The sequence below is a fragment of the Zunongwangia sp. L-65 genome (assembly GCF_056859415.1).
In genome coordinates, this window is sequence record NZ_JBSXOK010000064.1 from 170,710 (window position 1) to 196,654 (window position 25,945).

General features: G+C 35.5%; 25 protein-coding genes. 9 read left to right on the top strand and 16 right to left on the bottom strand.

Going from position 1 to position 25,945, the window contains the following annotated elements:
* The first annotated feature begins 296 nt into the window (after positions 1–296).
* From AC13DP_RS12300 to AC13DP_RS12315, 4 genes are all read left to right on the top strand, one after another.
* Positions 297–734, top strand: a complete 438-nt coding sequence (locus AC13DP_RS12300; protein WP_013071441.1) for a cold-shock protein — start codon at positions 297–299, stop codon at positions 732–734.
* A 161-nt stretch (positions 735–895) separates the two neighbouring features.
* Positions 896–2,119, top strand: a complete 1,224-nt coding sequence (locus tag AC13DP_RS12305; RefSeq protein WP_347407560.1) for a PAS domain-containing sensor histidine kinase — start codon at positions 896–898, stop codon at positions 2,117–2,119.
* A 134-nt stretch (positions 2,120–2,253) separates the two neighbouring features.
* Positions 2,254–3,300: a response regulator gene (locus AC13DP_RS12310; protein ID WP_347407559.1), complete on the top strand. Its 1,047-nt coding sequence runs from the start codon at positions 2,254–2,256 to the stop codon at positions 3,298–3,300.
* Between the two features lie 161 nt (positions 3,301–3,461).
* Entirely contained in the window at positions 3,462–4,262 is an 801-nt protein-coding gene (locus AC13DP_RS12315) for a universal stress protein (protein WP_272957138.1), read from the top strand.
* 138 nt (positions 4,263–4,400) lie between these two features.
* On the opposite strand, the gene AC13DP_RS12320 is transcribed toward AC13DP_RS12315, so the two are convergent.
* From AC13DP_RS12320 to AC13DP_RS12340, 5 genes are all read right to left on the bottom strand, one after another.
* A complete protein-coding gene (locus AC13DP_RS12320; RefSeq protein WP_273299581.1) occupies positions 4,401–6,215 on the bottom strand; it encodes a mechanosensitive ion channel family protein in 1,815 nt (604 codons plus the stop codon).
* 334 nt (positions 6,216–6,549) lie between these two features.
* Positions 6,550–7,587, bottom strand: coding sequence for an agmatine deiminase family protein (locus AC13DP_RS12325; RefSeq protein ID WP_272957136.1), 1,038 nt, complete (start codon positions 7,585–7,587; stop codon positions 6,550–6,552).
* 3 nt (positions 7,588–7,590) lie between these two features.
* A complete protein-coding gene (locus AC13DP_RS12330; RefSeq protein ID WP_273299579.1) occupies positions 7,591–8,478 on the bottom strand; it encodes a carbon-nitrogen hydrolase in 888 nt (295 codons plus the stop codon).
* 317 nt (positions 8,479–8,795) lie between these two features.
* Positions 8,796–9,257, bottom strand: coding sequence for an FKBP-type peptidyl-prolyl cis-trans isomerase (locus AC13DP_RS12335; RefSeq protein WP_228251126.1), 462 nt, complete (start codon positions 9,255–9,257; stop codon positions 8,796–8,798).
* A 298-nt stretch (positions 9,258–9,555) separates the two neighbouring features.
* Positions 9,556–9,918: a hypothetical protein gene (locus tag AC13DP_RS12340; RefSeq protein ID WP_228251127.1), complete on the bottom strand. Its 363-nt coding sequence runs from the start codon at positions 9,916–9,918 to the stop codon at positions 9,556–9,558.
* A gap of 125 nt (positions 9,919–10,043) precedes the next feature.
* Between AC13DP_RS12340 and AC13DP_RS12345 the strand changes: the two genes are divergently transcribed.
* A complete protein-coding gene (locus AC13DP_RS12345; protein WP_272957595.1) occupies positions 10,044–10,310 on the top strand; it encodes a hypothetical protein in 267 nt (88 codons plus the stop codon).
* A gap of 658 nt (positions 10,311–10,968) precedes the next feature.
* On the opposite strand, the gene AC13DP_RS12350 is transcribed toward AC13DP_RS12345, so the two are convergent.
* Entirely contained in the window at positions 10,969–12,204 is a 1,236-nt protein-coding gene (locus AC13DP_RS12350; RefSeq protein WP_272957594.1) for an RsmB/NOP family class I SAM-dependent RNA methyltransferase, read from the bottom strand.
* Positions 12,205–12,286: 82 nt separating this feature from the next.
* Between AC13DP_RS12350 and AC13DP_RS12355 the strand changes: the two genes are divergently transcribed.
* A complete protein-coding gene (locus AC13DP_RS12355; protein WP_272959599.1) occupies positions 12,287–13,363 on the top strand; it encodes a WD40/YVTN/BNR-like repeat-containing protein in 1,077 nt (358 codons plus the stop codon).
* Between the two features lie 146 nt (positions 13,364–13,509).
* Here the strand turns inward: AC13DP_RS12355 and AC13DP_RS12360 are convergent, their stop codons facing one another.
* The 7 genes from AC13DP_RS12360 to AC13DP_RS12390 all read right to left on the bottom strand — a co-directional run bounded on the left by AC13DP_RS12360 (position 13,510) and on the right by AC13DP_RS12390 (position 20,625).
* Entirely contained in the window at positions 13,510–13,962 is a 453-nt protein-coding gene (locus AC13DP_RS12360; RefSeq protein WP_272957592.1) for a hypothetical protein, read from the bottom strand.
* 5 nt (positions 13,963–13,967) lie between these two features.
* Positions 13,968–14,498, bottom strand: a complete 531-nt coding sequence (locus AC13DP_RS12365) for a hypothetical protein (protein ID WP_272957591.1) — start codon at positions 14,496–14,498, stop codon at positions 13,968–13,970.
* 33 nt (positions 14,499–14,531) lie between these two features.
* The gene (locus AC13DP_RS12370; protein WP_013071456.1) at positions 14,532–15,077 is read right to left on the bottom strand and encodes an RNA polymerase sigma factor; all 546 of its coding nucleotides are present in this window, start codon (positions 15,075–15,077) and stop codon (positions 14,532–14,534) included.
* 399 nt (positions 15,078–15,476) lie between these two features.
* Entirely contained in the window at positions 15,477–17,306 is a 1,830-nt protein-coding gene (locus tag AC13DP_RS12375; protein ID WP_273299573.1) for an ABC transporter ATP-binding protein, read from the bottom strand.
* Positions 17,307–17,321: 15 nt separating this feature from the next.
* The gene (locus tag AC13DP_RS12380; RefSeq protein ID WP_272957522.1) at positions 17,322–19,052 is read right to left on the bottom strand and encodes a phospho-sugar mutase; all 1,731 of its coding nucleotides are present in this window, start codon (positions 19,050–19,052) and stop codon (positions 17,322–17,324) included.
* A 67-nt stretch (positions 19,053–19,119) separates the two neighbouring features.
* Positions 19,120–20,079, bottom strand: coding sequence for a glycosyltransferase family 2 protein (locus AC13DP_RS12385; RefSeq protein ID WP_272957521.1), 960 nt, complete (start codon positions 20,077–20,079; stop codon positions 19,120–19,122).
* Positions 20,080–20,085: 6 nt separating this feature from the next.
* Positions 20,086–20,625 carry a DUF4199 domain-containing protein gene (locus tag AC13DP_RS12390; protein ID WP_272957520.1) on the bottom strand — a complete coding sequence of 180 codons (540 nt, stop codon included), beginning with the start codon at positions 20,623–20,625 and terminating at the stop codon, positions 20,086–20,088.
* Between the two features lie 148 nt (positions 20,626–20,773).
* On the opposite strand from AC13DP_RS12390, the gene AC13DP_RS12395 reads away from it, so the two are divergent.
* Both AC13DP_RS12395 and AC13DP_RS12400 read left to right on the top strand, forming a co-directional pair.
* Positions 20,774–21,031 (top strand): type B 50S ribosomal protein L31, encoded by a 258-nt coding sequence (locus AC13DP_RS12395; protein ID WP_013071461.1) that lies wholly within the window; start codon positions 20,774–20,776, stop codon positions 21,029–21,031.
* A 142-nt stretch (positions 21,032–21,173) separates the two neighbouring features.
* On the top strand, positions 21,174–22,346 hold the full coding sequence (locus AC13DP_RS12400; protein WP_273299570.1) for a GlmU family protein: 1,173 nt from the start codon (positions 21,174–21,176) through the stop codon (positions 22,344–22,346).
* Positions 22,347–22,813: 467 nt separating this feature from the next.
* Here the strand turns inward: AC13DP_RS12400 and AC13DP_RS12405 are convergent, their stop codons facing one another.
* A complete protein-coding gene (locus AC13DP_RS12405; RefSeq protein WP_228250142.1) occupies positions 22,814–23,197 on the bottom strand; it encodes a DUF3037 domain-containing protein in 384 nt (127 codons plus the stop codon).
* Positions 23,175–23,972: a HipA family kinase gene (locus AC13DP_RS12410; RefSeq protein WP_272957248.1), complete on the bottom strand. Its 798-nt coding sequence runs from the start codon at positions 23,970–23,972 to the stop codon at positions 23,175–23,177. Before AC13DP_RS12410 ends, AC13DP_RS12405 begins: the two co-directional genes overlap by 23 nt.
* A gap of 316 nt (positions 23,973–24,288) precedes the next feature.
* On the opposite strand from AC13DP_RS12410, the gene mtaB reads away from it, so the two are divergent.
* Positions 24,289–25,626, top strand: coding sequence for a tRNA (N(6)-L-threonylcarbamoyladenosine(37)-C(2))-methylthiotransferase MtaB (mtaB, locus tag AC13DP_RS12415; protein ID WP_272959086.1), 1,338 nt, complete (start codon positions 24,289–24,291; stop codon positions 25,624–25,626).
* Here the strand turns inward: mtaB and AC13DP_RS12420 are convergent.
* The gene (locus AC13DP_RS12420) at positions 25,623–25,928 is read right to left on the bottom strand and encodes a hypothetical protein (protein ID WP_013071467.1); all 306 of its coding nucleotides are present in this window, start codon (positions 25,926–25,928) and stop codon (positions 25,623–25,625) included. The genes mtaB and AC13DP_RS12420 overlap by 4 nt on opposite strands.
* Between the last annotated feature and the right edge of the window lie 17 nt (positions 25,929–25,945).

Here is a 25,945-nt window from a genome sequence, read left to right on the forward strand (position 1 = left end):
GACTGCTTTTCTCGATAATTTATCGTAAATTTGTACATATTTCGATGGTTTTTGCCCGATTTTTTCTAACCTATTTACTTTTATTTTAGCACAACGGGCAATTACAGATTAATCAATAATCAAGATTTTAAATCGATCACAGAAAGTTTCTTAGCGCTGTAAAGCCTTTGTTTATTATTATTTGCGACCGATTTTAATAGAATATGATCGAATGATTATTGATTAATAACTTCAGAAAGTTTTGCTGATGTTTTAATTATTTCAGCAGTAAAAAGAATAATAATCTAAATTAATATATGGCAGACACTTTTTCTAAAAGACAAAAAGAAAAAAAGAAATTATTAAAAAAGAAATTAAAAGCACAACGCAGAGAAGAGCGCAAACAGGAAAATGATAAGGGTAAAAGCTTTGAAGATATGATTGCGTATGTTGATGCGAATGGAAACCTTACGGATACGCCGCCGGACGAGCAGCACAAAGTTGAGGTTAGTGCAGAGGATATTGATCTGAATTATCAAAGAGAGACTAAAACAGATACAAGGGATACCGGAGTGGTAATCTCGTTTTTTGAAAATAAAGGCTTTGGTTTTATAAAGGATGATATTTCTGGGGATAATATTTTTGTACATCATCAGGATTCCGTTAAACCTTTATCAGAACGAATGAAAGTGAGTTATAGAAAAGAACGTTCTCCAAAAGGATTTCAGGCTACTTCAGTAGAAGTTTTAGACTAAAGTAGCATAAACATATAATTTTAAATGGCTTTGCGATTTTTTGTAAAGCCATTTTTTTTGGTAATACTGAAGCAGGTTTTATTTCATGAAATTGATGCCTATCTGCGCTGGTTTTATTAGTATATGCGAGTATTCTTCCTATGAAATACTTATTTTTGGGTATGAAGAATTTCGAAGCGATAAACAAGCAAACGTTTGGTGTTTTATTTAATGCGGTTTCCGAAGGGATTATAGTTGTAGATACCAATCAGATTATTGTGGCCTCCAATGAATCAGCTAATACTATTTTTGGTTATGATGAAGGAGAATTAAAAGGAAAACATCTTGATATTTTAATTCCAAAGAAAAAACATGCGATTCATCATGTACACATGGAGAAATTCATGCAGCATGTGAGTCCGCGACAAATGGGGCAGGGTAGGGACCTTTTTGGAACAAGAAAAGATGGAACCAATTTTCCTGTAGAGGTAGGGCTTAATCCTTTTAAGTTAGAGGATGATCACTATGTAATGGCTATGGTAATTGATATTACACTTCGTAAAAATCAGGAACGTGAAATTTTAATGCTTAATACCCAGTTAGAGTCGAGGATTGAGCAGCGTACTAGCGAATTACAAAAAGCGGTAGAAGATTTAGAGGATGAAGTGATTAAAAGAAAAGCTGCCGAAAATAAGATAAAAGAATCCTTACGTAAAGAGCGGGAATTAAACGAATTAAAGACCAAATTCCTCTCGATGGTATCACATGAGTTTAAAACTCCTTTAACCGGGATATTAACCTCTACCACTCTTATTGGAAAATATACCGAGAGCGAGCAACAGCAGAAGAGAGAAAAGCATTTAAAAACCATCACAGGGAAAGTAAAGTACCTTAATAATATTTTAGATGATTTTTTATCTGTAGAGCGTTTGGAGACCGGAAAAGTAACCTATAAATATTCCTATTTTCCACTTACCAAAACCCTTAACGAAGTAATTTATGATGCTAATATGTTACTAAAGGAAGGGCAGGAAATCCTGTATCCAAAGCAAATTGATGATATCCTTTTATATTTTGATGAAAAGATTTTAGAGCTTATTTTAAGTAACCTTATCAATAACGCCATAAAATATTCACCAGAGCATTCCGTTATTGAAGTTGAAGCCTATGAGGAAGGTGAAATGGTTCACGTTTGTATAAAGGATCAGGGAATAGGGATTCCTGAAAACGAACAAAAATATATTTTTAATCGTTATTTTAGAGCAGAGAATGCGCTAACTAATCAAGGTACAGGTATTGGTTTAAACATCATCAAAAGTCATTTGGAAAACGTGGGAGGAAGCATTAGTTTTAAAAGTAGACAGCACCTGGGAAGTACCTTTCATATACAAATTCCAAAAAAGTAAACTACCTCAAAACAAGTCTATGAGGCATTTATTAGAAAATTATTTTTATTTTGAGGTCTCCCGATCCCGTTGGCTATTGTGATGGAACTTAAATATTGAATCTCGATTATCAAGAAAAATAAACCCCAAAAACTATGATACTTCTTATAGAAGATGATATGGTGTTACGTGAGAATACCGCTGAAATTTTAGAATTACAGGACTACGAAGTCATTACTGCACCAAACGGTAAAATAGGAATTGAAAAGGCCATAGAGCATATTCCTGATATTATTATTTGTGATATTATGATGCCAGAGGTAGATGGTTATGGTGTATTGCAAAGTTTATCCTCTAATACCAAAACGCATCATATTCCTTTTATATTTCTTTCCGCGAAAACAGAGCATAAGGAAATAAGAATGGGAATGAATATGGGAGCAGACGATTATCTTACCAAACCTTTTGATGAGAATGAACTGGTTGAGGTGATAGAAACCAGATTGAAAAAGGCCAATTTGGTATCTCAGGTTTTTGTTGCAGAGTCTTCTAAAAAAGATCCTGGCGAAGGCGATATTCGTAATTTAAACGAACTGAAGAATTTCTTTGATGATGAGGGGGAAGTTGAAGAATTCAAAGCAAAGGATAGCGTTTTTGAAGTGGGAGACCATTCCAATTACGTTTATCTTATACTGGAAGGAACCATAAAAACTTTTCAGAGGGACGAAGAGGGAAAAGAGCTGGTTACAGGATTATATAAACCGGATGATTTTCTGGGCTTTACCTCTTTAGCCGAGAATTACCCGCATCAGGAATCGGCTGTAGCTGTAAAAGACACTAAGCTTGTAAAGATTTTAAAATATAAGCTAAAAGAGATTTTAGAGCAAAATCGCAATGTGTCTTTAGAGTTAATAAATATGCTTACCGATAACTTATCGGTAATAAAACAGCAATTACTGATTATGGCTTATAGTACGGTACGAAAAAAGACCGCACAAACGATTCTTCAGTTTGCTGAAATTTTGGGCAAGAAATCACAGGAAGATATAAGAATTACCAGATCAGATTTAGCCAGTGTTGCCGGGATCGCTATTGAGACTTTAATAAGAACACTTTCTGCTTTTAAAAAAGAAGGCTTAATCGAGATTGAAGGTAGGGTTATTAGGGTTTTAGACCTTCATAGGTTAGAATTAGTAGACTAAAAAAATCCCTTAAAATGACCAATTTACACTTTTGATAAAGTTTTGGCTATATCACTAAAAAAAGAGGTTTAAGTTGTTGATTATTAAGGAGTTTCCATAAAACTGACGCTAGTCATATTTTTGCGGGTTAAACAATATTAACATTGCAAAAAAATGGAGCGATGATTAATATTCTTTTACCAACAGATTTTTCAGAAAATTCCTGGAATGCAATGGTTTATGGCGTTAATTTTTTCAGTCAGAGTGAAGTTCATTTTCACGTTTCCCATATTTTAGATGAAACTGGAACAGATGTAGAATTTAATAATAAAAAGGCTCTAACTGAAGTTCAGGCCTTTTTAACCCGACTACGGAAAATAGCCCATCCTAAATTTCATAAATTTTCCTTTTCTATACAGCAAACCTCATTTATTTCGGGGATAAGAAAAATAATTGAAGACGGTAAAATTCATCTTGTCATTATGGGAACCCGTGGCGCTAATTTAAATCAGCAATCCCTGGTTGGAAAAAATAGTACAGCCGTAATTTCACGTATAAAATGCCCAATTTTAGTAGTTCCAGAAGAAGCTACTTATAAAAAACCTGAAAATATAGCTTTCCCCACCGATTTTTATGTTACCTATAAAACCAAAATTTTACGAGGCCTAAAGCTTATAAGCAATTGCCAACAGTCTAAACTTAAAGTACTTTACTATGCTAAGAAACCCGAAGCCCTTACAGATTCGCAAAAATCAAACAGGGATTTTTTAAAGGAACAATTGTCTGATATTCATCATGGCTTTTATTACAGTATTAATGATTCTCTAGAAGATGCCCTGCAGCTATTTATAAAAAGCAAGGAAGTACAGCTTATAATGATGATGGGAAAGAATCTTAATTTTTTTGATCAATTATTATTTTATCCCGTTTCTGAAGCCCCAAAGTATTTCAAGAAGATTCCGTTTTTTGTACTGCATGAATAAGTGTACTCGACGATCGATATTAAATGCTGTGTCGTTGTCCCGATAAGAGCTATCGGGATCACGATATTTCGAAATTATAAAATATATGGCGGCAGGGGCTTTTCAATTTATACCGCCGTCTACATTTTCTTAAAATTTTTAATTATCGGGGGTATGTGAAGTCCCGGCAGGAGGATAAGTAAGACTATCTTTTAACTCTTCTATTTTTTCTGAAGTAAATTTAGGGATCTGTAAATCATTTTTGATTTTCCAGTCTTCTACGGTTTTCGCTGCTTCCTCTGATTTTTCTTTGGATAAACCTTTGTCCCTTGATAAGTATACCGTTTGAGACGGGAAAGCAAAACCAGAGCCACTGGTTTCCACAACATCCATCATTCTAAGAAGGATATCTTCCTGTACCTCCAGAAAATCATTGTATTCTGGCACCATAATAAATGCAAAGATTTCAATATTGATAGAATGCGCTGCTAAAGTGGTAAAACGTACTCTTGCAGGATCGGGATTTACTTTTGGATGCGCATAAAGTATCTTTCTAAGCTCTACCAGTAGATAGCGTATTTGATCTGGAGTAGTTTCGTATCTTAATTCAAAAACATGATAAAACCTAAAGCGGTCGCGATGCGCATAATTTTCTATTTCACTAGAAGAAAACTGTCCATTGGGAATGGTAACTATTGTTCGGTTTAACGTTCTAATTCGTGTAGATCGCATACCAATATTTTCTATGGTTCCTATAGTATTCCCAACTTTACAAAAATCGCCAACTCTTACCGGTTGATCTGCAATTACCGTTACACTACCTACAAAATTTTCAACTGTTTTTTGTGCTCCCAAAGCTAAAGCAATACCACCAATACCCAAAGCGGCAAGTCCAGTAGTCACATCTACGCCAACGGCATCTAAAATGGCAATGATACCAAAAACGACGATTGCAATTTTTGCAGCCCTATTTAAAAAGAGGATCACAGAAACACCAGATACATTTCCTCTTAGATTCATTTTCTTTTGGCTAAAATCAGTTAAAAACTGTGTGACCCGCCAAAGTATAAGTGAAAGGGCTATAATACTGCATATCACCGGTAACCAGCTAAATTTTTGCCGTACTACGATAGAGATGCCCAGTTGATTAGATGCATACACCAGTAACCATACGGCTAAGAAAAGTTGTACCGGGAAAGCAATCACTTTGAGGATATTAGAAACCGGTTCTTCATTTGCCGATTTCCAGAAGACCTTTATAATTTTATCGGTTATAAATACCACTGCCCATGCGATGAGATAGGATAAAATACCTATTAAAAGCATGGCAATCCAGTGGCCAATCACGGCACCTCCATAACTCCATCGCTTTAAGAAACTTGGTAATAAGGCTTCGATAGTACCCGAGGTATTGGTAGAACGTATGTCAATTTCCTGTAGAAGTTTAACGGTGTTTTTTGAAAATAACCAAATAGGAGCTCTTTCGTTTCCTTCAATCTTTTCTACAGTAAGATCCATTTCTTCTCCATTAATAGATAACATTCCTACGCGATCGATAGAAGGCGGTAAGCCATCATTAGCTTTTCCTGTGTTATCGCTGCTAATGGACGAATAAGGATATAAATAGCCATTTTGATTAAGTAGACTTTCTAAAGTTTTAACGATCGCTATGTGATCCTCTGGATTTTCTACAGCTTCAAAATTTAAATAGGCTTCTGCTTTTTGGTAATTTTTATCGGCCACAGCATTAATAAAACCTGAGGCTGTACCACGTGGGGTTTGTCTTCCAAGAGGATCTTCAGACCAGGAAGAGGATTCAGGTTTACTCTCCTGTGCATTTAAGTGATAATAGTTACTCTTAATTAAAGTTACTGGCAAATTCAGGCTTAAAAATAAAAAGATCCAAATCGCCAATGGACGTTTTAAAGTAGGACTAATCATAGCAATGTCATTGTGCTGGGCAAAGATAGCCATTAAGTAAAAAGGCAAAAACCAAAACTCCAGTAACAATTAGATTTAACAAAATTTAATCCCTAATAAGAGGGACTGCCGTGAAGCCGATTCAGATAGATTATGTGAAGCCACAAGCGCTTTAACTAATGCTATAAAAAGTCGATTTTCGTCAACCTGTTCTCATGACTATCGAAATAGAATGCGGTCCTCATATAGATTGGTAAATCAAAGTATAATGAGATTCTGAAACGAGTTAAACATTACGCCTTTAAATACTTTTAGCAAGCAACTTGTATACGATAGTTTTTAAGAAGGTGATGGATAGTAATATCATTAAGAAGAATTGGTTAGCGTTTTAATAGATTTGCTGACTAAGGCAATGCAGGGTTCCAAACCCCCAAATAAGGTCTATAGCACTAATACCAATAATATCTCTTTTAGGAAAGCAGTCGGCCAAAATATTTAAAGCAATCCTGTCGTTAGGATCATTGAAAACAGGAACTAAAACAGCACCGTTAATAATTAAAAAGTTAGCATAACTGGCTGGCAAGCGTAAATCTTCAAACATCAGCTTTTGGGGCATAGGGAGTTCAACAATATTTGGGGACTTACCAGTTTCCAGCTTCGCATTTTTTAATCGTTCCAGATTGTCTTTCAAAGCTTTATAATTCTTATCTTTCTTATTCGATTCTGTCACAGTGATAATGGTATCTGGATTTACAAATCGGCAAAGATCGTCAATATGCCCATGGGTATCGTCGCCTAAAATGCCGTTGCCAAGCCAAATAATATTAGACACTCCAAGATATTCCTGAAAGACGGCTTCATAATCGGTTTTAGTAAACCCGGGATTTCTTACCTGTACACTAGGATGAAGTAAACACTCTTCAGAAGTTAGGAGGGAACCTTTTCCATTAGAATCTATTGCACCGCCTTCTAAGATCACGGGCTTTCCTTTATAGGTAGCTACGGTTAAAGGAATACCTAATTTTTGCGAGATCATTCCTGGTATCGCTTTATCCAGATGATAGTTTTTATACTTTGCCCAGCCATTAAAATTAAAATTAATAGCTTCAGTTGTTTTATCAGCAGATTCAACAATTATTGGGCCTGAATCCCTCATCCAGCTTCGGTTGGTTTTCTGAATAATAAATTGAATATTTTCCAGGTGCACATGGGCTCTTTCCAGCCTATCCGATACCTTTTCTTTAAGCTTATTATTAGCAACCACAAGATAAACAATCTCGTATTGTGCTACTTTTTTAATAAATTCTACAAATACCCATTGGATAGCATGATATTTTCCGGGCCAGTCATTACCATTTTCAGGAAAACAAAGTAATATACCTTCTTGTTTTTCCCATTCGGCGGGAAATCTACGTGTAGCTTCCATAGGTTATTTATCGATAGCTCTTTTGGTGATATTGCCATAAAAGTCAATTCTTCTGTCTCGGAAAAATGGCCAGTTTTGTCTTACGTTTTCCTGATGATCCAAATCGACTTCTGCAATTAAAATTTCTTCTTTATCGTGAGAGGCTTGTGCCAGGATTTCCCCTTGTGGGCCAGCGATAAATGAAGCTCCCCAAAATTCAATACCATCAGTATTAGGGACATATTTTTCCAGACCAATCCGGTTCGCGGCGGCAACATAGGTGCCGTTAGCAACTGCATGGCCTTTCATTACATTCATCCAGGCTCCGTACTGATGATCGCCATATTTATTTTTTTCAGAAGGATGCCAGCCTATAGCTGTTGGATAGAAGAGAACTTCGGCGCCCTGTAAAGCGGTAAGTCGTGCAGCTTCGGGATACCATTGATCCCAACAAATTAACGTCCCTATTTGCCCAACCTTTGTAGTTATTGTTTTAAAGCCCAAATCTCCCGGTGTGAAATAGAATTTTTCGTAAAAATGGGGATCATCGGGAATATGCATTTTCCTGTATAGTCCGGCTTCAGATCCATCATTATCAATTATATAGGCGCTGTTATGATAAATCCCGGCCATTCTTTTTTCAAAAAACGGGACGATAATAACCACTCCTAATTCTTTTGCTAAACTACTAAAAGCAGTAAAGGAGGTGCTATAAAGTGGCTCGGCCAGCGCAAAATTATCTACATCTTCGCTTTGACAAAAATAGTGGCTGCTGTATAGTTCAGGTAAGCAAATAACCTGCGCCCCTTCTTTAGCAGCCTTTTTTACCCAATCTTTACATTTAGTAAGATTATTGGTCGCATTGTCGTTAAGGTTGAGTTGTATAACCGCGATAGAATACGTTCTACTCATAGAAATTTAGTATGTGGGATAAATTAAATATTAGATTAAATTCACTATTCGTATTAAGGTAAAATTGATCTTCTTTTTTAAACAATTGGAGTGCATCTAGAATTGTTATTATGATGCTAAAACTTGCTTCTAAATATATAAAATAATGGTCTGGAAATAGCCTGCTAAATTATCAAAAAACAGCTATAGTTTTTATCAATATTCGCTTTGTAAAGAAATAAAGTAGATAATAGCCATAGCAGCATCAAAAAAGCCGAATCTAAAAAAGATTCGGCCTGGATACTATAGGATTTTTAATATGATGGTTTAGACCGTAACTAATTGGCTACATCCAGCAGTTCGATATCAAAAATTAAAACCGATCCTCCGGGGATGCCGTTGTAATTGTAAGAACCATAAGCAAGATGAGAAGGAATAAACAGTTGGCCACTGCCCCCTTCTTTAAAATAAGGTATTCCTTCTGTCCATCCCGGGATGACTTGTTGTAAACCAAAGGTAGCGCCCGAAGCATTACTTCGATCAAAAACATTACCGTTTAAAAAATATCCTTTATAGGCTACGGTTACTCTACTTTTGGCTGTAGGCTGAGCGCCCGTACCTTCTTCCTCAATAATATAATATAAACCGGACTCCGATTTTTGTGCCTCTATATTATTGGCTTCTAAATAGTTTTGAATTTCCTGATCATTGATCTCCCGGTAATCTTTAATTTGTGGTTCATCGTCATTTCCGCAGGAAATTAAAAAAAGGCTTAATAGAACAAAATAAAAAGTTTTCATTTTAAATTATAAAATAGGTTAAGTACTACGAGTTAATAGATACGCACAAAAATGCTGATAAAATTCGATATTTAGAGATTAAATTTTTTAAAAAGAATTTGTTTTAGAACCTGTGAGGAAAATTGCGAAGTTTGCTAGAGACACGAGATGTATTTATGTAACCTATAATTAGAAAACTAATTTGTAACTAAATTAGTTTTCATAATTACGATATAAGCTTTTCTTTAGGTGGTTATTTTTTATCTATAACTTTTTAAGAGGAATGATTTAAGATATCCGGTTTAAAGTATTGCTTGTCCTACTTTTTTTTATCGTTGACCAGTTTTAGTATTTTTTCTTTGACCGTCTTTTTTTCCAGATATTCTAAGAGCAGGCTTTCAAAATAATCCTCCTCACCGTAATGTTTTTTAGGTTCTTGAGAAATGAATTGTTCATTACTATTTGCATCCCTTAACATTTCACCTTCTTCAAATATCAACCATTGCGGACTTAAATTTGTATAGGTACGTAGTATAGTCTCTAGAATATCAGAACCTATAGAAGCTTCGCTTCTTATTTGCTTTCCAATATATCCAGCCGGCCTCCCGATACTTTTATCGAAGCTGTTCAGACTAATGTCCATATAGTCTATAAAGGCTTTAATTCGGTGAATAGTTTTCAAAACACTTATTTTTTAGGTAAAATAGTTGCCAGTAAGTAAAATAGTTTGTAAATTGCAATATTCTTATGTTACCACTGTGTTACAAATGTAAGATAAAAGCCATAACTTATACATAATAGATAAGCATGATTACAAACAAGCATAGAAAACTATTAGAAGAAGAGTTGGGAAAGCGTGGCCATATTGCCTATGTGATGGGTCTGGCAAAAGCTGAAGGAATAACCAAAGAAAATGGGATGCCATATTCCCGGCCTTTTTTCTCCCTGGTTTATACCGGCAAAAAGGAACACAAGCAAATTGAAAATCTTTTCTGGGCTGCTGCTATTAAAAAGAAAAATGAGCGCTTAGAACTTGAAGCCATACGAAAAAAAGAGCTACAACAAACCGGGTGAGAGACGTTGACAGGAAAATAGCGCAACTGGACAAGCAGCAAAAACAGCTGGAAAAAGAAATACGGTCTTTTAATCTAAAAATCCGAATAGTGATTTTTATTCTTCTTGTTTTTTTTGGCTGGATTCTTCATCGTGAGTTCATTAATACCTATGCTGAGCATGAGGAAACAAAAATCACCGAGTGATATTTTGAAAACAGATCATACTATAATTGTGTTTTTTGGATTCAGGAGGTGCTCTTAAAAGTGGTGTAGATATTGATTTTGCAGGTTTAGTTATAATAGCCTGTAATGAAAGTAAGCAATGAAACGGGCAAGGATAGAAAAGAGGATTAAGAAACGTGAATATAACCTGGCTTCAAAAATTTTCACCAAGACCGTTATGGTGTTTTAGGATTTTATTTGGGAATAAAAAGGACTGCCACAAGGCATTAAAAATTGTAAAGCTACACTTTTTTGTCCATCCCTACCAATTTCTCTGGTAAAGACATTTCGGTAGAATATGCTTTCCTTACAAAGCGAATTTGGCCTTGTCGAAATGTCTACCAGGGTAGGGGATGATTAGTTTATTAAATAATTTCATGTTTACTCCTAATCCTGTAACAACTATCAAGCTATCAGGATCCTCAAGCTTGTATAAGTTATTTAGTTGTTACCTTTTAGACTTGTTCCGATGTTTTTGAATCCGATTTTTCCAGCAATGCCATATAAAATCCGTCATAACCAGTTTCTGAAGATAGGATTTTGCGATCTTCAATTAATTTAAAATCTTTTCCTTCTTCTGAAGCTAAAAAGTCTTTTACCTGCAATTGATTTTCGGAAGGTAAGACAGAACAGGTAGCATAAACCATTTTACCTCCTTTTTTGACGATTTTGGAATACTGCCGTATAATTTCCTGTTGTGTTTTTCGAATTCGGTCTAAGAATTCTGGTTCCAACTTCCATTTTGCATCTGGATTACGGCTTAAAACTCCCAATCCGCTACAAGGTGCATCAATCAAAACTTTATCGGCTTTACCGTGTAATTTTTTTATGACCTTGTTATTATCGATTACACGAGTTTCGATGTTGTGGGCACCGGCACGTTTGGCACGACGTTTTAGTTCTTTTAATTTATTTCCGTAGATATCTAAAGCGATTACCTGTCCTTTATTTTCCATTAAAGCGGCAAGGTGTAAGGATTTGCCACCAGCCCCAGCGCAGGTATCCACCACTCGATCACCAGGCTTAACATCAAGAAAATCGGCTACAAGCTGCGAAGACGCATCCTGAACTTCAAATAATCCATTTTGAAAACTTTCTGTTTTAAAAATATTAGCACGTTCTACCAGTTGTAATGCGTAAGGATAATCCTTAAGATTTATGGTTTCAAAACCTTCATCCTTTAGTTTTTGTTGTAGCGTTTGGATATCGGTTTTAAGCGTATTTACACGAATAATAACCGGAGCCTGTTTGTTTAAGGCACCAATTTCTTTTTCCCAGATGTCTTCACCAAGTTCTGCTACACCAAGTTCGTCTAACCAATCCGGGATTGATTCCCTAAACTTTCTGATTTTACTAAGTGCATCAAAACGGCCTTTAATTCGCCGAGTTGGGGTTTCTTCAATTTGTTTCCAATCGGGTAAAGCAATACCCCTTAATGTGGCCCAAACAGCAAACAATCTAAAGGCATTTTCTCTTGAAAAAGGTTCTTTTACTTCAGCAATTTCGGCGTATAATCGCTTCCATCTAACAATATCATAGGTGGTTTCAGCAATAAAACTGCGATCGCGAGCACCCCAACGTTTATCTCGTTTTAGGGTTTTCTCGATTACTTTATCGGCATATTGCCCCTCATTAAAAATTTCTAAAAGGGCATCAACTGTTGCAAAAACTAAATTTCTGTGTAAACGCATTGCTAAAATTTAAGGGCACAAAGGTAATCTTTTTTATCGCTGAAACATTTATATTTGAAGGAAATCCATGAAAACCATTGAAATGAAAAAAGTCTGGATCATAGCCTTACTGGCTTTTGCGGCCTGTAAAAATGATACGAAATCGAACGATAAGACCACTACGGAAGTACCAAAAGTTTCTACGCATCAAACTTTTGAACAGGTAGACATCGAGCCTATTTTAGAAAACGATTCTTTAAGCATAAGAGCTATTGAAGTTATTGGAAACAATCTGGCCTTTGCAGCCAATTTTGGTACATATGGCTTATATAATTCGGCTAACCAAAAATGGAAATTATCACAGCAAAAATTTGATAGTATCACTCCAGAATTTAGAGCGGTAGGAAGTACAGCAAACGATTTTTTTATGCTAAGTGTGGGTAATCCCGCATTATTGTATAAAACAGGTGATGATGGAAAAATGAAATTGGTTTATAAAGAAGAAGACGAAAAAGTTTTTTATGATGCCCTTGCCTTTTGGAATGATCAGGAAGGCATCGCTATGGGAGATCCAACCGAAGATTGTTTGTCTATTATTATTACCAGAGACGGCGGAAACAGCTGGAATAAAATCGACTGCTCAAAATTACCAAAAGCGACTGAAGGGGAAGCGGCTTTTGCCGCCAGTAATTCGAATATCGCTATTGAAGGTGACCAGGTATGGATATTAAGTGGGGGAATGAAGTCCAGAGTATTCCACTCAGCTAATAAAGGAGAAACCTGGGAAGTTGTAGATACACCCTTATTGCAGGGAAAGCCTACATTGGGAGGTTATAGCATGGATTTTTATGATGCTAAGAACGGAATCATCATAGGAGGTAACTACGAAGAGCCTGATGGTAATACAGGAAATAAAGCCATCACAACAGATGCCGGTAAATCATGGAAACTGATAGCTGATGGGCAGGAGCCTAATTATAAGAGTAGCGTGCGTTATGTTCCTAATGGAAATGGCGAAGAGATCGTGGCGGTAGGCTTTACCGGAATTTCCTATACGAAAGATGCTGGTGAAACCTGGGAAAAACTGAGTGAAGAAGGATTTTTTACATTAAGATTTTTAAATGATTCTACTGCTTATGCAGCAGGCTCTAAAAGAATTGCAAAATTACATTTTAAGTAATTTAGCCTGAACTGTAAATAGTTTATATAAAAAGAATTCCGGAGGACAATTAAATGTCAACCGGAATTCTTACTACTAACTAACCAAAAAACTAAACCTTATATATTTTTGATCCCATGCTGAGATGAATCACAATGGTTCTTAATTTATTTTTCTTCATTATTTTTTTCGCGCTCTTTGTGTTGCCGGGCGCGGTATTCTCTTATCAATTTTCTGTGAAAGTCTTCTTCTAGCTGATGGAGTTTAATAATGTCTTTTGAAGACAAAATACTCTTCAAGTCGGCAAAATATTGCTTTTTAAGTTCGTAATCTTCTTTTTCGATTTCTACGAATTCCTTTAAAAGATCATCTGCTTTACTTTCAGAAATACATTCTACATCGTTTATATCCCTATGTTCCCTACGATAAAGTTCGCGGCGTTTTTGTTCGTATTTATCATAAATAGGCCAAAATTTTTGAGCTACTTTATTATCAAGGTTAAGTTCCTGGGTTATAAAAGCCGTTTTTAAAGATTTTATGCGCTCTCTTTCCTTATCGTCCTGTGCATGAGCTTCCGAGAAGCCTAAAATCAACACTAATAGTATTACAATCTTTTTCATAGCAATTATTCTAAAATAAAAGAGGGATCTTCAACATTCTCATCCAGATACTCAAAAACCGCTTCACTACTCATTGTTGCGAAATCTGATTCTTCTACAATGTAACCGTCTTCGATGATCATATTAGAAAATTCTGTATCAGAAAGATCAATATATCCGTCATCAATATACTGTTCTATAGCAGAAAGTTCTACATCATCCCAACTAGCAGATTGTTCGTTACCCAAGGTAAAAACAGTGGTATATAATCCCACAAAAATAGCGGCAACAGCTGCAGCATAATAGAAAGTTTTTCTAAAGTTTATTTTGATTAATCGGGGTTGTTTATGTGCTATTTTTTCAACCAGAACATCTTCAAGATGATCAAAATAAGCTTCAGGAACTTTAAATCCGGCCTTTGTGGGTACTGCTATTTTATCTAACTGCTTTTCTTCATTAAAAACCTTATCACATAAATGATCCTCCAGATTATCGAAATATCCGGAAGGCACTTTAAAGCCAGAGGCGCCATGATATGGTATTTTCTCTTCCTTCATTATGATTATTTGACTTGTATAAACTAGAAAGGTTTAATTTGTTTTTAAAAATTCTTCAATTTTTTTTACAGCAATATGATAAGATGCTTTTAATGCACCTTCACTGGTTTCTAAAATATCTGCAATTTCCCGATACTTTAATTCTTCAAAATACTTCATATTAAAAACCTGTTGTTGCTTTCTAGGTAAGCTGGCAATGGCTTTTTGAAGTTTTAACTGAATCTCGGTTCCTTCAAAATAAACATCACTTTCAAGATTATTGATGATGGAATCCTGAAGCTCGTCTGAGGAAATTTGTAAACGCTTCGTCTTTTTATTCAGAAAAGTGATCGATTCGTTGGTGGCGATTCTATACATCCAGGAAAATAATTTGCTGTCTCCTTTGAACTGATCTATGTTTCTGAAAATTTTTATGAACGTATTCTGTAAAATATCGTGGGCATCGTCATGATTTTTTACAATATTTCGTATATGCCAATACAAGCGTTCCTTGTATAAAGATACAAGTTCTCTAAAGGCCTGCTGTGAAGTTTTACTATCCTTTAACTGTTGTACAAGTAAATTTTCGGTTTTTTCCAAGGGAAAAAATTTAGATTAACTATCCCTTTAAGATGGTTCGGCTAAAATATAGAAAACTTTAAAGCTGAGTAATTATTGTGTTATAAATTTAATGCGTAGCCATGCTTGTCGCATCGTATCCGCTGGTAGAATTAAGCCCGAAACCTATTATTATGCTCAATTATTTTTTGACTTAAGCTTATAGGTTAATACTGAGTGGTTTGGAGAAACAGTGAAGTTCTCTTCAGCAATAATCGAGATTAAGTTTTGCGGTCTCAAGAGCTATTGGGGATGCCTCAAAAAGAAAAAAATTAATAAATAACATGGATCTGCCCCTAAGGCATTTTACTTAAAATCATAAAAAGCAACGAACGTACTACTGTGCTCATTACTTTATATAACTAATTTAGAAATTGCGGCTTAAGCGAAAGATTGCATTTCTACAAGCTTTTGGTACGTTCCTCTTTTGGCGAGCAGTTCTTCATGTTTTCCCTGTTCTACAATTTCCCCACGCTGCATAACGATAATATTATCAGCATTCTGAATAGTGCTTAATCGGTGCGCAATCACTATGGACGTTCGATTACGCATCATATTTTCTAAGGCTTGCTGTACTAATTTTTCACTTTCTGTATCTAAAGCAGAGGTTGCTTCGTCCAGAATCATGATCGGCGGGTTTTTAAGTACCGCTCTGGCAATCGAAAGACGTTGTTTTTGCCCACCACTTAATTTGTTTCCGGAATCACCAATATTGGCATCTAAGCCTTCTGGCATTTGCGAAATAAATTCCCAGGCATTGGCAATTTTTAATGCTGCGATAATTTCTTCTTCGGTAGCATCATCTTTTCCTAAGGCTATATTATTGCGAATGCTGTCGTTAAATAGAATAGAATCCTGAGTAACCAATCCCATTAAGTTTCGCAAGGATTGCTTGGAAATTTCACGAATATCGGTACCGTCAATTTTGATATGTCCCTGGTTAACGTCGTAAAAACGGGTAATTAGATTGGCGATAGTCGATTTTCCACTACCAGATTGTCCTACAAGGGCTATAGTTTGTCCTTTAGGAACACTCATACTAAAGTTCTTTAGTACTCGCTCTTTTTCATATTTAAAATCGATATTTTCAACTTCAATTTTGGTGTCGAAACTTACTTTATTAATAGCATTAGGTGCATCTTTTAAAGTAGTTTCTGTTTCGATGATCTCTAAAATACGCTCTGAACTGGCATTTCCTCGTTGTACGCTATAAGTTGCTTTTGAAATTGCTTTTGCCGGTGTAAGAATGTTATAGGTTAATACCAGAAAACCTATAAAAGTAGCCGCATCCATGGTATTGTCTATCAGAACCATGTTTCCGCCAAACCAAAGCACAATTGTAATGACTAAAACTCCTAAAAACTCACTCATAGGAGAAGCCAGGTTTTGACGGTGTAATAATGTATTTAATGTACGGTTTAACCTGCCGGTGCTTGCCTGAAATTTGTCTCTAAACTTGCCTTCTGCATTAAAACCTTTAATAATTTTTAAACTCGACAGGGTTTCTTCAACAACCGATAAAAAGTAGGCATTTTCCTGCTGCGCAATAGTCGATTTCGCTTTCAGTTTTTTTCCGATAGAAGAAATGATTAAACCAGAAATCGGTAAGAAAATAAGTACAAATATGGTAAGTTTCCAGCTTAAGGCTAACATTCCTACTAGAGTAAATAGTAATGTTAAAGGTTCTTTTACGAACATTTCTAACATACTAAGAAATGAAGATTGAATTTCCTGTACATCGCTGGTAATTCTTGAGATGATATCTCCTTTACGTTTTTCAGAAAAGTAGGAAACGGGTAATTCTACAATTTTATCATATATCTTATCGCGTATATCTTTAAGCATTCCGTTTCTTAAAGTAGCGATAAAATACATTGCCAGATAATTAAACAGGTTTTTTACAAAAAACAGGATAATTATTACAATACAGATAGTAATAAGGGCAGAGATCTGCCCATATTCTTCTATCCGTTGATTTAAAAAAAAGTTCGCGTACTGCTCAGCAAAATCTTTTAGGCTTCTCCATTCTCCATTCCACACTGGTTGTGTAGTAATAGGTTTATTTACCTGAAATAGCACCTGTAGCATTGGTATAAATGCCAGGAATGATAAGGTGCTAAAAAGGGCATAAAAAACATTGCTAATAATATTCAATATTGCGTAGCGTTTGTAGGGCTTTGCAAATTGAAGAACTTTTTTTAAGTAACTCATATAATAACTAAGGCCTTAACCTAATTGCAGTTCAGCTTTGATCCGGCTGATTTTCTCTTTTAACTCTTTATTCTTTTCTTCAAAATCACTCACGCTATCTAAAGAAGTATTTACACTGAAGTAGAATTTGATCTTAGGCTCAGTTCCACTTGGGCGAGCTGCGATCTTTGTTCCGTCTTCAGTATAGTAAATAAGTACATTAGATTTTGGAATGGTAATTTCTGTTTTCGTATGGTCATTTTGGTTTTTAGCGATAGAAGATTGATAATCTTCAACGAGCACCACTTTTTCACCATCTATGGTTTCCCATGGCTTCTCTCTAAGGTCGATAAGCATTTGCTTAATTTCCTGTTCCCCTTCAATTCCTTTTTTAACCAAAGAAATCAATTCTTCTTTATATAAACCGTAAGTGGTATAAAGTTCTAATAGTTTTTCGTAGAAAGAACTTCCCTGAGCTTTTAAGAATGCTGAAATTTCACAAGCCAACAGGGTAGAGGTTACGGCATCTTTATCGCGAACAAAGTCGCCCACCATATAACCAAAGCTTTCTTCACCACCACCTATAAAATCTAGTTCTGGATGATCTTTGATTAGTTTAGCGATCCATTTAAATCCGGTTAGCACCTCTTTATATTCAACTCCGTATGCTTCAGAAAGGTTTTTAAGCATTGGTGTAGAGACGATGGTAGAAGCGATAAACTCGTTTCCATCTATTTTATCGGCTTTCTTCCATTGCTCTAAAAGGAACCAGGTCATTACCACCATGGTTTGGTTTCCGTTTAAAAGCTCTAATTTGTTTTCACTGTTTCTAACCGCAATTCCTAATCGATCACAATCAGGATCTGTACCTATCACGATATCGGCACCTTTTTCTTCGGCAATATCAAGGGCCATTTTTAGAGCTTCCGGTTCTTCAGGATTTGGAGATTTTACCGTAGGGAAATTACCATCTGGTTCGCGTTGCTCTTCAACGATCGTTACATTGGTAAATCCGGCTTTTTCTAATACCGGCGGAACCATGGTTATTGAAGTACCGTGTAAAGAAGTGAAAACAATACCTAAATTGGCTTTTGCTTCTGCTGAAGTGTCAAAGCTTCCGTTCTTTACTGAGGCGTTGATAAATTTTTCATCAACCTCTTTATCTATTTTATGAATTAGATCGGTATTCGCGTCAAAATTAATTGCTTCATACTCTAATCCGTTAATTTCTTCAACCAAAGCTTTGTCTTGTGGTGGTACTAACTGGCCACCGTCCTGCCAGTATACTTTGTAACCATTGTACTCTGGTGGGTTGTGGCTGGCGGTTAAAACAATTCCGCAGTGACAATCAAGATCTTTTACCGCAAAAGAAAGTTCTGGAGTAGGTCGTAAGTCTGAAAATAAAAATACTTCAATATCATTAGCTGAAAATACATCAGCAACCACCTGTGCCAGTTCTTTACTGTTGTTTCTGCAATCATAAGCAATTGCAACTTTTAAAGTTTCTCCTGAAAATTCTCTTTTTAGGAAGTTCGAAAGTCCCTGTGTATTTTTACCCAAGGTATATTTGTTGATTCGGTTGGTGCCCACACCCATCACTCCGCGCATTCCACCTGTACCGAAAGCCGCATTTTTATAGAAACTATCTTCTAGTTCAGACGGATCATTTTCTATAAGATTGTTGATTTCTTTTTTAGTTTCTTCATCAAAAACATCGGTAAGCCATGATTGGGCCTTCGCTAAAATTTCAGGTTTAGGTTGTGACATAATTTTGGTTTTAGTTTAGTAGTTCACACAAAATAGAATTCAAAAATACTATTTTCTATATTTAAACTTAATAATTCTCTGTAGTTTTAGTAATAAGATAACGTTCTTTATCCCGTTTACTTCGTAAGATTAATTCTCCAACAAATCCTGCAAGAAAAAGTTGAGAGCCTATAATCATCACAGTGAGTGCAATGTAGAACCATGGATTTAGCGCGACTAAAATATTAGGCTCGTTATGGTACATTTTAAAAAGTTTGGAAAAGCCTACAAATCCCGCCGTAAAAAAACCAATGATAAACATTAAAACGCCCAAAGATCCAAATAAATGCATGGGTCTTCGCCCAAATTTAGATAAAAACCAGATGGTCAATAAATCCAGAAAACCAAAAATAAAGCGCTCTGGTCCAAATTTAGTTTTCCCGTATTTTCTGGCCTGGTGTTTAACCTCTTTTTCGGTAATTCTATAAAATCCGGCGTTTTTTGCCAAAACCGGGATATAACGGTGCATTTCTCCATACACATCTATATTCTTTACCACGGCTTTGGTATAGGCTTTTAAACCACAGTTAAAATCGTGCAATTTTAATCCTGATGTTTTTCTTGCCGCAGCATTAAATAATTTTGAGGGTAAGTTTTTGGCTATTACCGAGTCGTACCGTTTCTTTTTCCACCCAGAAACCAATTGATATTGTTCCTGGGTGATCATTTTGTATAATTCGGGGATTTCATCAGGATTGTCCTGAAGGTCGGCATCCATGGTAATTACCACATCACCTTCTGCTTTTAAAAAGCCGGCATGTAGTGCCTGAGATTTGCCGTAATTACGATTAAATTTTATGCCTTTAACCGCTTTATCCTTATCGGCAATAGCGGCGATCGTGTTCCAAGAACCATCGGTACTCCCATCATCGATAAAAATGATCTCGTAAGAAAAGGAATTGGATCGCATAACTTTTGCGATCCAATGATATAATTCTGCTAAAGATTGTTCTTCGTTAAGAAGAGGTATAACTACGGAAATCTGCATTAATTATTAAATTGTTTGCGGATCTTTTTTTCTGAAAATCAGCGCTAAAATTAAACTGATAGCAGCCCAAAATGCTAATTGAAATATATAACTTTTAAGCTGATTTAGAAGCGTAAATTGATTACTCTCAAGTACTTCTGCAACAGCTTTTTCTATCTCAGCTTCGGGAAGACCAAATCTTTCCATCATATTTCTACTCATTTCAGCAGTCAATTCGATAACTGTTTGAGCAGCTTCAGGATCGACAAAGTTAAAGATAATTATAGATACTATTGTACTTATTAATAATCCAATTGCAATTGGAATAAAAGAAGCGATAAATGCATCTTTAAAGGAGAAGGCCGGATTTGCAACGGCTTTTCTTGTTTTAATTTCTGAAATGATTAGAAATATAATTATGATAATAAAATTAAAGACACCAAGGTACCAACTTGTAAAAAGCTTTAAATTAAATGTATAGGCTAAAATAGTAATTAGTGAGAGTATAATTCCTAAATAAATACCGAAAGGTGACGCAACCGATTTAACTGAAGTAGAGTTTTCCATTTTTTTGATTAATTTTGTTGTTTATCGGTTAGTAAGCAAATATAGTAAAACGTTACATAGCGGATAAATAAAAAAATATTTTTAATTGTTATTGGATTAATCAATAAAATGTTTAAATTTGCAGCCTGAAAATTAAAAGATCAAAGCGATGAAGCAAGGAATCCATCCGGAAAATTATAGATTGGTAGCATTTAAAGATATGTCTAACGACGATGTATTCATTACAAAATCTACCGCAAAGACAAGAGAAACTATTGAAGTAGAAGGTACTGAATATCCATTGATCAAATTGGAGATCTCCAGAACTTCTCATCCATACTATACCGGGCAGACTAAGCTTGTGGATAGTGCTGGTAGAATTGATAAATTCAAGAACAAATATGCTAAATTCAAGAAGAAGAAATAATTCTTCTGGATTTTAGATTATAATATATAAAGGCTGCTTTTTGCAGCCTTTTTTTTGTTTGTATATTTTTTAAATTGATTTTAACTTCATTTTCTTTAAACTTATCCAATTCCCTTTAACTTTATAAAAATTTTGTGCGGAAATGAATTATATACTTTTTGATGGTTCGGTAAGAAACCAGTTACTCCCTTTTACATTTACCCGTCCGGTAGCCGATATTAGGTTTGGAATATTGACCATGCGAGAGCGCTGGGAATATATTTTAGGCAATACGACTTCTACAATTACCGAGGATTATTTAAGTGAAAAGTGGCCGTTGGTAGAGTTTGAGGAAAATATTATGATTAATGCCGCCTATTTTCCTTCTTCGGCATTGATCGATCAGGTGATGAATTTAAAAAAGAATGAAGCAATCTTTGATGGAGAAGATATCGTTGCTTTCTATGCCGAAGAAGATCAGGAGGTAGATTTTGAAGTATTTAAGCAATTAGAAATTGCAGGCGAAGTGCTTAAGCTAGCGCATACCTGGGATATCTTTTCAAAAAACGATTTTGCCATTAATTTTGATTTTAAATTAATTACGGAAGATCGTGAATCTGAACCTATAAACTCTTCGAACTTTGTAAAAAATCCAGAGAACATTTTTATTGAAGAAGGAGCTGTAGTTGAAAATTGCTCTTTAAATGCGAGTACCGGCCCGATTTATATAGGAAAAGATGCTTTAGTGATGGAAGGTTGTTTTTTTCGTGGCCCTATAGCGATTGGTGAAGAAGCAGTCGTTAAAATGGGCGCTAAAATATATGGAGCAACAACCATAGGCCCCGGCAGTAGAGCAGGAGGCGAGATCAATAATTCAGTATTATTCCAAAACTCCAATAAAGGCCATGAAGGATATTTAGGAAATTCGGTACTTGGAGAATGGTGTAATCTGGGAGCAGATACCAATAATTCAAATCTTAAAAATAATTATGCTGAAGTTCGCCTTTGGGATTACGAGACGGAGGGTTTTGCAAAAACCGGACTTCAATTTTGTGGGTTGATGATGGGCGATCATAGTAAATGCGGAATCAATTCGATGTTTAATACCGGTACAGTGGTTGGAGTAAGTTGTAATATCTTTGGAACGGGATATCCACGAAATTTTGTACCAAGTTTTAGTTGGGGTGGAAGTTCGGGAATGACAACCTACCAGACCAAAAAGGTTTTTGAAGTAGCCCGCCTTGTTTTAGAACGCCGTAAAATGGAATTTACCAAGGAAGATGAAGCAATTTTAGAACATGTCTTTGAAGAAACTTCTAAGTACCGTAGATATTAAAATTAGATGTTAGATTGCTTCGCTTCTAGATATTAGAATTTTAATACCGAAATTTTTGAATATCAAAGATGCTTGAAGGTTAAAACATAAAATACCAGAAGATAGAAGTAACAATAATCATAATTACAGCGGTAAGGGCGATAACTCTTTGCCGCTTTTTGTTGTTTTCAGCTTTAATTTTTTGGCCCAGCCGATTTAATTCGGTAGCAGTAAGTTTATCCTGATCACTAAGTTTCCCAAGTTTAGATCCTGTTTTTTGGGCATAACGATCTAATTGAGAAGTTCTTTTTCTCCTGTTGTTACGCTAACTAACAATGGCTGCTATGGCACTACCAAAACTCATATTGTAAATATAGATATAAGAAAATAGAATCTGGAGCATAGATTTTTACTTACCATTAATTTTTAAGTAGGTAAAACCAAAGAAAATTTTGTCCAGTATTTATAGTTTTTAATCTTCTAGTCTCTTATAAAACCATTTCTTCAAATAAAGAGTTCAATGTTTTTTCTAAATCCTTGCTAAATCCGGGATGTGTCTGGGAGGTTTGTATCACAGAGCTGCGAGTGGCGGTTAACCATCTAAATCTAGAGGCAGCATCCATTTGCCCAATGGGTCCGGCATCTTTTTCTCCTGCACAAATACGTTTAAAAGACTCTAAATTTTTTTCTATTTCTTCAGGATCACAATCTGGACATACTGCTTTTAATTTGTTTTTATCCAAATGATAGCGCATGTTGATAAAGCGGGTACTTTTCGAAAAAATGCCCACGCCAACATTTATAAATTCTTCCCGTTCCACTTTCGGGACGATCCTAATTACGGCATACTCATATAAGTGATTCTCTTGCATCTTGCGCTTGTTTTGTGAAAATTTCAGAATGAGTTAATCGTATTTTTAAAAACTTAAGATAAACTTCTCTAATCTCTGCAGGTGATTCATCGGTTCCTTCCCAAATTAACCAATCTTCAGGAATTAAATTAACGATGTCTTCTAAGACTTCTGGGGTAAGTTTTTTTTTGAGTTCGCTATTCGCTTTTTCCAATTCGCTTGCCTGGGGCAGTAATACATGATCTTTTATAAAAGCGAAGGGTGTTTTTGCTGTTTTCTCCCAATTGATCCAGGAATGATGAAAGTATAATGAAGCACCGTGATCGATAAGCCAGAGTTCCTTGTGCCAACTTAACATATTGGTGTTTCTAAACGTGCGATCGATATTGGTTAAATAGGCATCTAACCATACGATTCTGGAGGCGGTTTCGGGATCAATTTCGGTAACTACAGGATCATAATTAATTGCTCCAGATAAAAAATGAAGCCCTAAGTTTAAGCCCTGACTTCCTTTTAGTAAATCCTGAATTTCTTCGTCACCTTCAGTTCTGCCAAAAGCCTCGTCTAAATGAGCAAAAACAATTTCAGGAACCTTAAAACCTAAAAAACGTGCGATTTCACCACCAATCAAATCGGCAATCAAAGCTTTACTGCCATGCCCGGCACCTCTAAATTTTATAACGTATTTAAAATCATCGTCGGCATCGGCAAGCGCAGGTAAAGAACCACCTTCTCGCAATGGTGTGATGTATCGCATAACATTTACCCTTCGTAATTTAAAAGCATCATTGCTCATCCCGTTTATTTTTAGCAAATATAAATCTTTATACATGCCGGAAAAACCAGGATTATTGAAAACTAGAAAACTTGTTATGTTTTTAAGTGCCTTGGCCTTTATGCTTAAATTATAGAATTTTGCATATTATTTTTTGAACTTTTCTACTACTATAGTTTGATTATTATCCTAATTGTTTAAAATCTGTGAGTAATATTTTAAGGGATTGATTTACAAAGACTAAAACAAGACAGCCAATTTTAGTAAACCAATTTTAGATAGTATATTTGCACCCCAAAATAAAGTAAAATGTGTTTTTGCTAAAAAGAGCAGGAAAATGATGGATAAAAAAGTTGCTTTTTATACACTAGGTTGTAAACTAAATTTCTCGGAAACATCAACAATTGCAAGATCGTTCCAGGAGGAAGGATTTGAGAAAGTGGAATTTAACGAGTATGCAGATATTTATGTAATAAATACCTGTTCTGTGACCGAGAATGCAGATAAGCGCTTTAAAACCATCGTAAAACAGGCTCAAAAAGCAAACGAAGCGGCTTTTATTATTGGTGTAGGTTGTTACGCGCAATTAAAGCCGGAAGAACTGGCAGCTGTAGATGGTGTAGACCTTGTTTTGGGAGCTACCGAAAAATTTAAGATCACCGATTACCTTCATGATCTTTCTAAAAACGATTTTGGAGAAGTACATAGTTGCGAAATTCAGGAAGCCGATTTTTATGTAGGATCATATTCTATTGGAGATCGTACCCGGGCTTTCCTTAAAGTTCAGGATGGTTGTGATTATAAATGCACATATTGTACTATTCCCTTAGCACGCGGAATTTCCCGTAGTGATAAACTGGAAAATGTTTTAAAAAATGCTGCTGAAATTTCTGAACAGGGCATTAAAGAAATAGTCCTTACCGGAGTTAATATTGGCGATTATGGGAAAGGCGAGTTTGGAAATAAAAAGCATGAGCATACTTTTTTAGATCTGGTAAAAGCGCTGGATGAAGTTAAGGGCATTGAAAGACTTCGAATTTCTTCTATCGAACCGAATTTGCTTAAAAATGAGACGATTGATTTTGTTTCAGATAGCAGTACTTTTGTGCCGCATTTTCATATTCCGTTACAAAGTGGTAGCAACGATATTCTTAAATTAATGCGACGCCGTTATTTGCGTGAGTTGTATGTAGATCGAGTTGCACAAATTAAAAGGGTAATGCCTCATGCATGTATTGGCGTAGATGTGATTGTTGGGTTTCCCGGAGAAACCGATGAGCGCTTTCTGGAAACCTATACCTTTTTAACCGAACTGGATATTTCTTATTTACATGTTTTTACGTATTCTGAACGTGATAACACTCCGGCAGCCGAAATGGATGGTGTAGTTTCTAATAAGGTTCGTAAAAAACGTAGTAAAATGTTACGAGGACTTTCTGCAAAAAAGCGAAGAGCTTTTTATGAGAGTCAACTAGGCACAACGCATACTGTTCTTTTTGAAGGTGAAAATAAAGAAGGTTATATTCATGGGTTTACAGAAAATTATGTAAAAGTAAAAGCTCCGTGGAATCCGGAGCTTGTAAATACGCTTCATCAAATTCAACTTACAGAAATAGACGAAGATGGTATGGTAAGATTTGAATACGTAAAGGAAGCGGAAGCGATAAGCGCTTAAATATTAATCCCTACTGGTAAAAGGTCTTTATATTTTCTGCGATTACGCCGCATAAATTTAGCAATATCGGGATGTGTTGGCATCACTCTGCAATTAGTATTCTCTTTAATTTCAGCTAAAACAGCCTCGATAAATTTGTTGGTAGTTTCTTCAGCTACATCTTTAGGCATTCTAAGCTTGGTGAGGAAAATTTTACGCTCCTGGTCAGCATACTCAATAATGGCCAACTCGCCATTTACAGTCGTTTCGAATTGTCTTAAAAATTCATTGTTGGTAATTTTAAAATCCTCTTCATTCATCATATAAATATTTGATTCTG

What these genes read in the sequence shown, in the direction of transcription:
- AC13DP_RS12300 (WP_013071441.1), top strand. Translation starts at nt 297, where the DNA reads ATGGCAGACACTTTTTCTAAAAGACAAAAAGAAAAAAAGAAATTATTA.
- AC13DP_RS12305 (WP_347407560.1), top strand. Translation starts at nt 896, where the DNA reads ATGAAGAATTTCGAAGCGATAAACAAGCAAACGTTTGGTGTTTTATTT.
- AC13DP_RS12310 (WP_347407559.1), top strand. Translation starts at nt 2,254, where the DNA reads ATGATACTTCTTATAGAAGATGATATGGTGTTACGTGAGAATACCGCT.
- AC13DP_RS12315 (WP_272957138.1), top strand. Translation starts at nt 3,462, where the DNA reads ATGATTAATATTCTTTTACCAACAGATTTTTCAGAAAATTCCTGGAAT.
- AC13DP_RS12320 (WP_273299581.1), bottom strand. Translation starts at nt 6,215, where the DNA reads ATGGCTATCTTTGCCCAGCACAATGACATTGCTATGATTAGTCCTACT.
- AC13DP_RS12325 (WP_272957136.1), bottom strand. Translation starts at nt 7,587, where the DNA reads ATGGAAGCTACACGTAGATTTCCCGCCGAATGGGAAAAACAAGAAGGT.
- AC13DP_RS12330 (WP_273299579.1), bottom strand. Translation starts at nt 8,478, where the DNA reads ATGAGTAGAACGTATTCTATCGCGGTTATACAACTCAACCTTAACGAC.
- AC13DP_RS12335 (WP_228251126.1), bottom strand. Translation starts at nt 9,257, where the DNA reads ATGAAAACTTTTTATTTTGTTCTATTAAGCCTTTTTTTAATTTCCTGC.
- AC13DP_RS12345 (WP_272957595.1), top strand. Translation starts at nt 10,044, where the DNA reads ATGATTACAAACAAGCATAGAAAACTATTAGAAGAAGAGTTGGGAAAG.
- AC13DP_RS12350 (WP_272957594.1), bottom strand. Translation starts at nt 12,204, where the DNA reads ATGCGTTTACACAGAAATTTAGTTTTTGCAACAGTTGATGCCCTTTTA.
- AC13DP_RS12355 (WP_272959599.1), top strand. Translation starts at nt 12,287, where the DNA reads ATGAAAAAAGTCTGGATCATAGCCTTACTGGCTTTTGCGGCCTGTAAA.
- AC13DP_RS12360 (WP_272957592.1), bottom strand. Translation starts at nt 13,962, where the DNA reads ATGAAAAAGATTGTAATACTATTAGTGTTGATTTTAGGCTTCTCGGAA.
- AC13DP_RS12365 (WP_272957591.1), bottom strand. Translation starts at nt 14,498, where the DNA reads ATGAAGGAAGAGAAAATACCATATCATGGCGCCTCTGGCTTTAAAGTG.
- AC13DP_RS12375 (WP_273299573.1), bottom strand. Translation starts at nt 17,306, where the DNA reads ATGAGTTACTTAAAAAAAGTTCTTCAATTTGCAAAGCCCTACAAACGC.
- AC13DP_RS12380 (WP_272957522.1), bottom strand. Translation starts at nt 19,052, where the DNA reads ATGTCACAACCTAAACCTGAAATTTTAGCGAAGGCCCAATCATGGCTT.
- AC13DP_RS12385 (WP_272957521.1), bottom strand. Translation starts at nt 20,079, where the DNA reads ATGCAGATTTCCGTAGTTATACCTCTTCTTAACGAAGAACAATCTTTA.
- AC13DP_RS12390 (WP_272957520.1), bottom strand. Translation starts at nt 20,625, where the DNA reads ATGGAAAACTCTACTTCAGTTAAATCGGTTGCGTCACCTTTCGGTATT.
- AC13DP_RS12395 (WP_013071461.1), top strand. Translation starts at nt 20,774, where the DNA reads ATGAAGCAAGGAATCCATCCGGAAAATTATAGATTGGTAGCATTTAAA.
- AC13DP_RS12400 (WP_273299570.1), top strand. Translation starts at nt 21,174, where the DNA reads ATGAATTATATACTTTTTGATGGTTCGGTAAGAAACCAGTTACTCCCT.
- AC13DP_RS12405 (WP_228250142.1), bottom strand. Translation starts at nt 23,197, where the DNA reads ATGCAAGAGAATCACTTATATGAGTATGCCGTAATTAGGATCGTCCCG.
- AC13DP_RS12410 (WP_272957248.1), bottom strand. Translation starts at nt 23,972, where the DNA reads ATGAGCAATGATGCTTTTAAATTACGAAGGGTAAATGTTATGCGATAC.
- mtaB (WP_272959086.1), top strand. Translation starts at nt 24,289, where the DNA reads ATGATGGATAAAAAAGTTGCTTTTTATACACTAGGTTGTAAACTAAAT.
- AC13DP_RS12420 (WP_013071467.1), bottom strand. Translation starts at nt 25,928, where the DNA reads ATGATGAATGAAGAGGATTTTAAAATTACCAACAATGAATTTTTAAGA.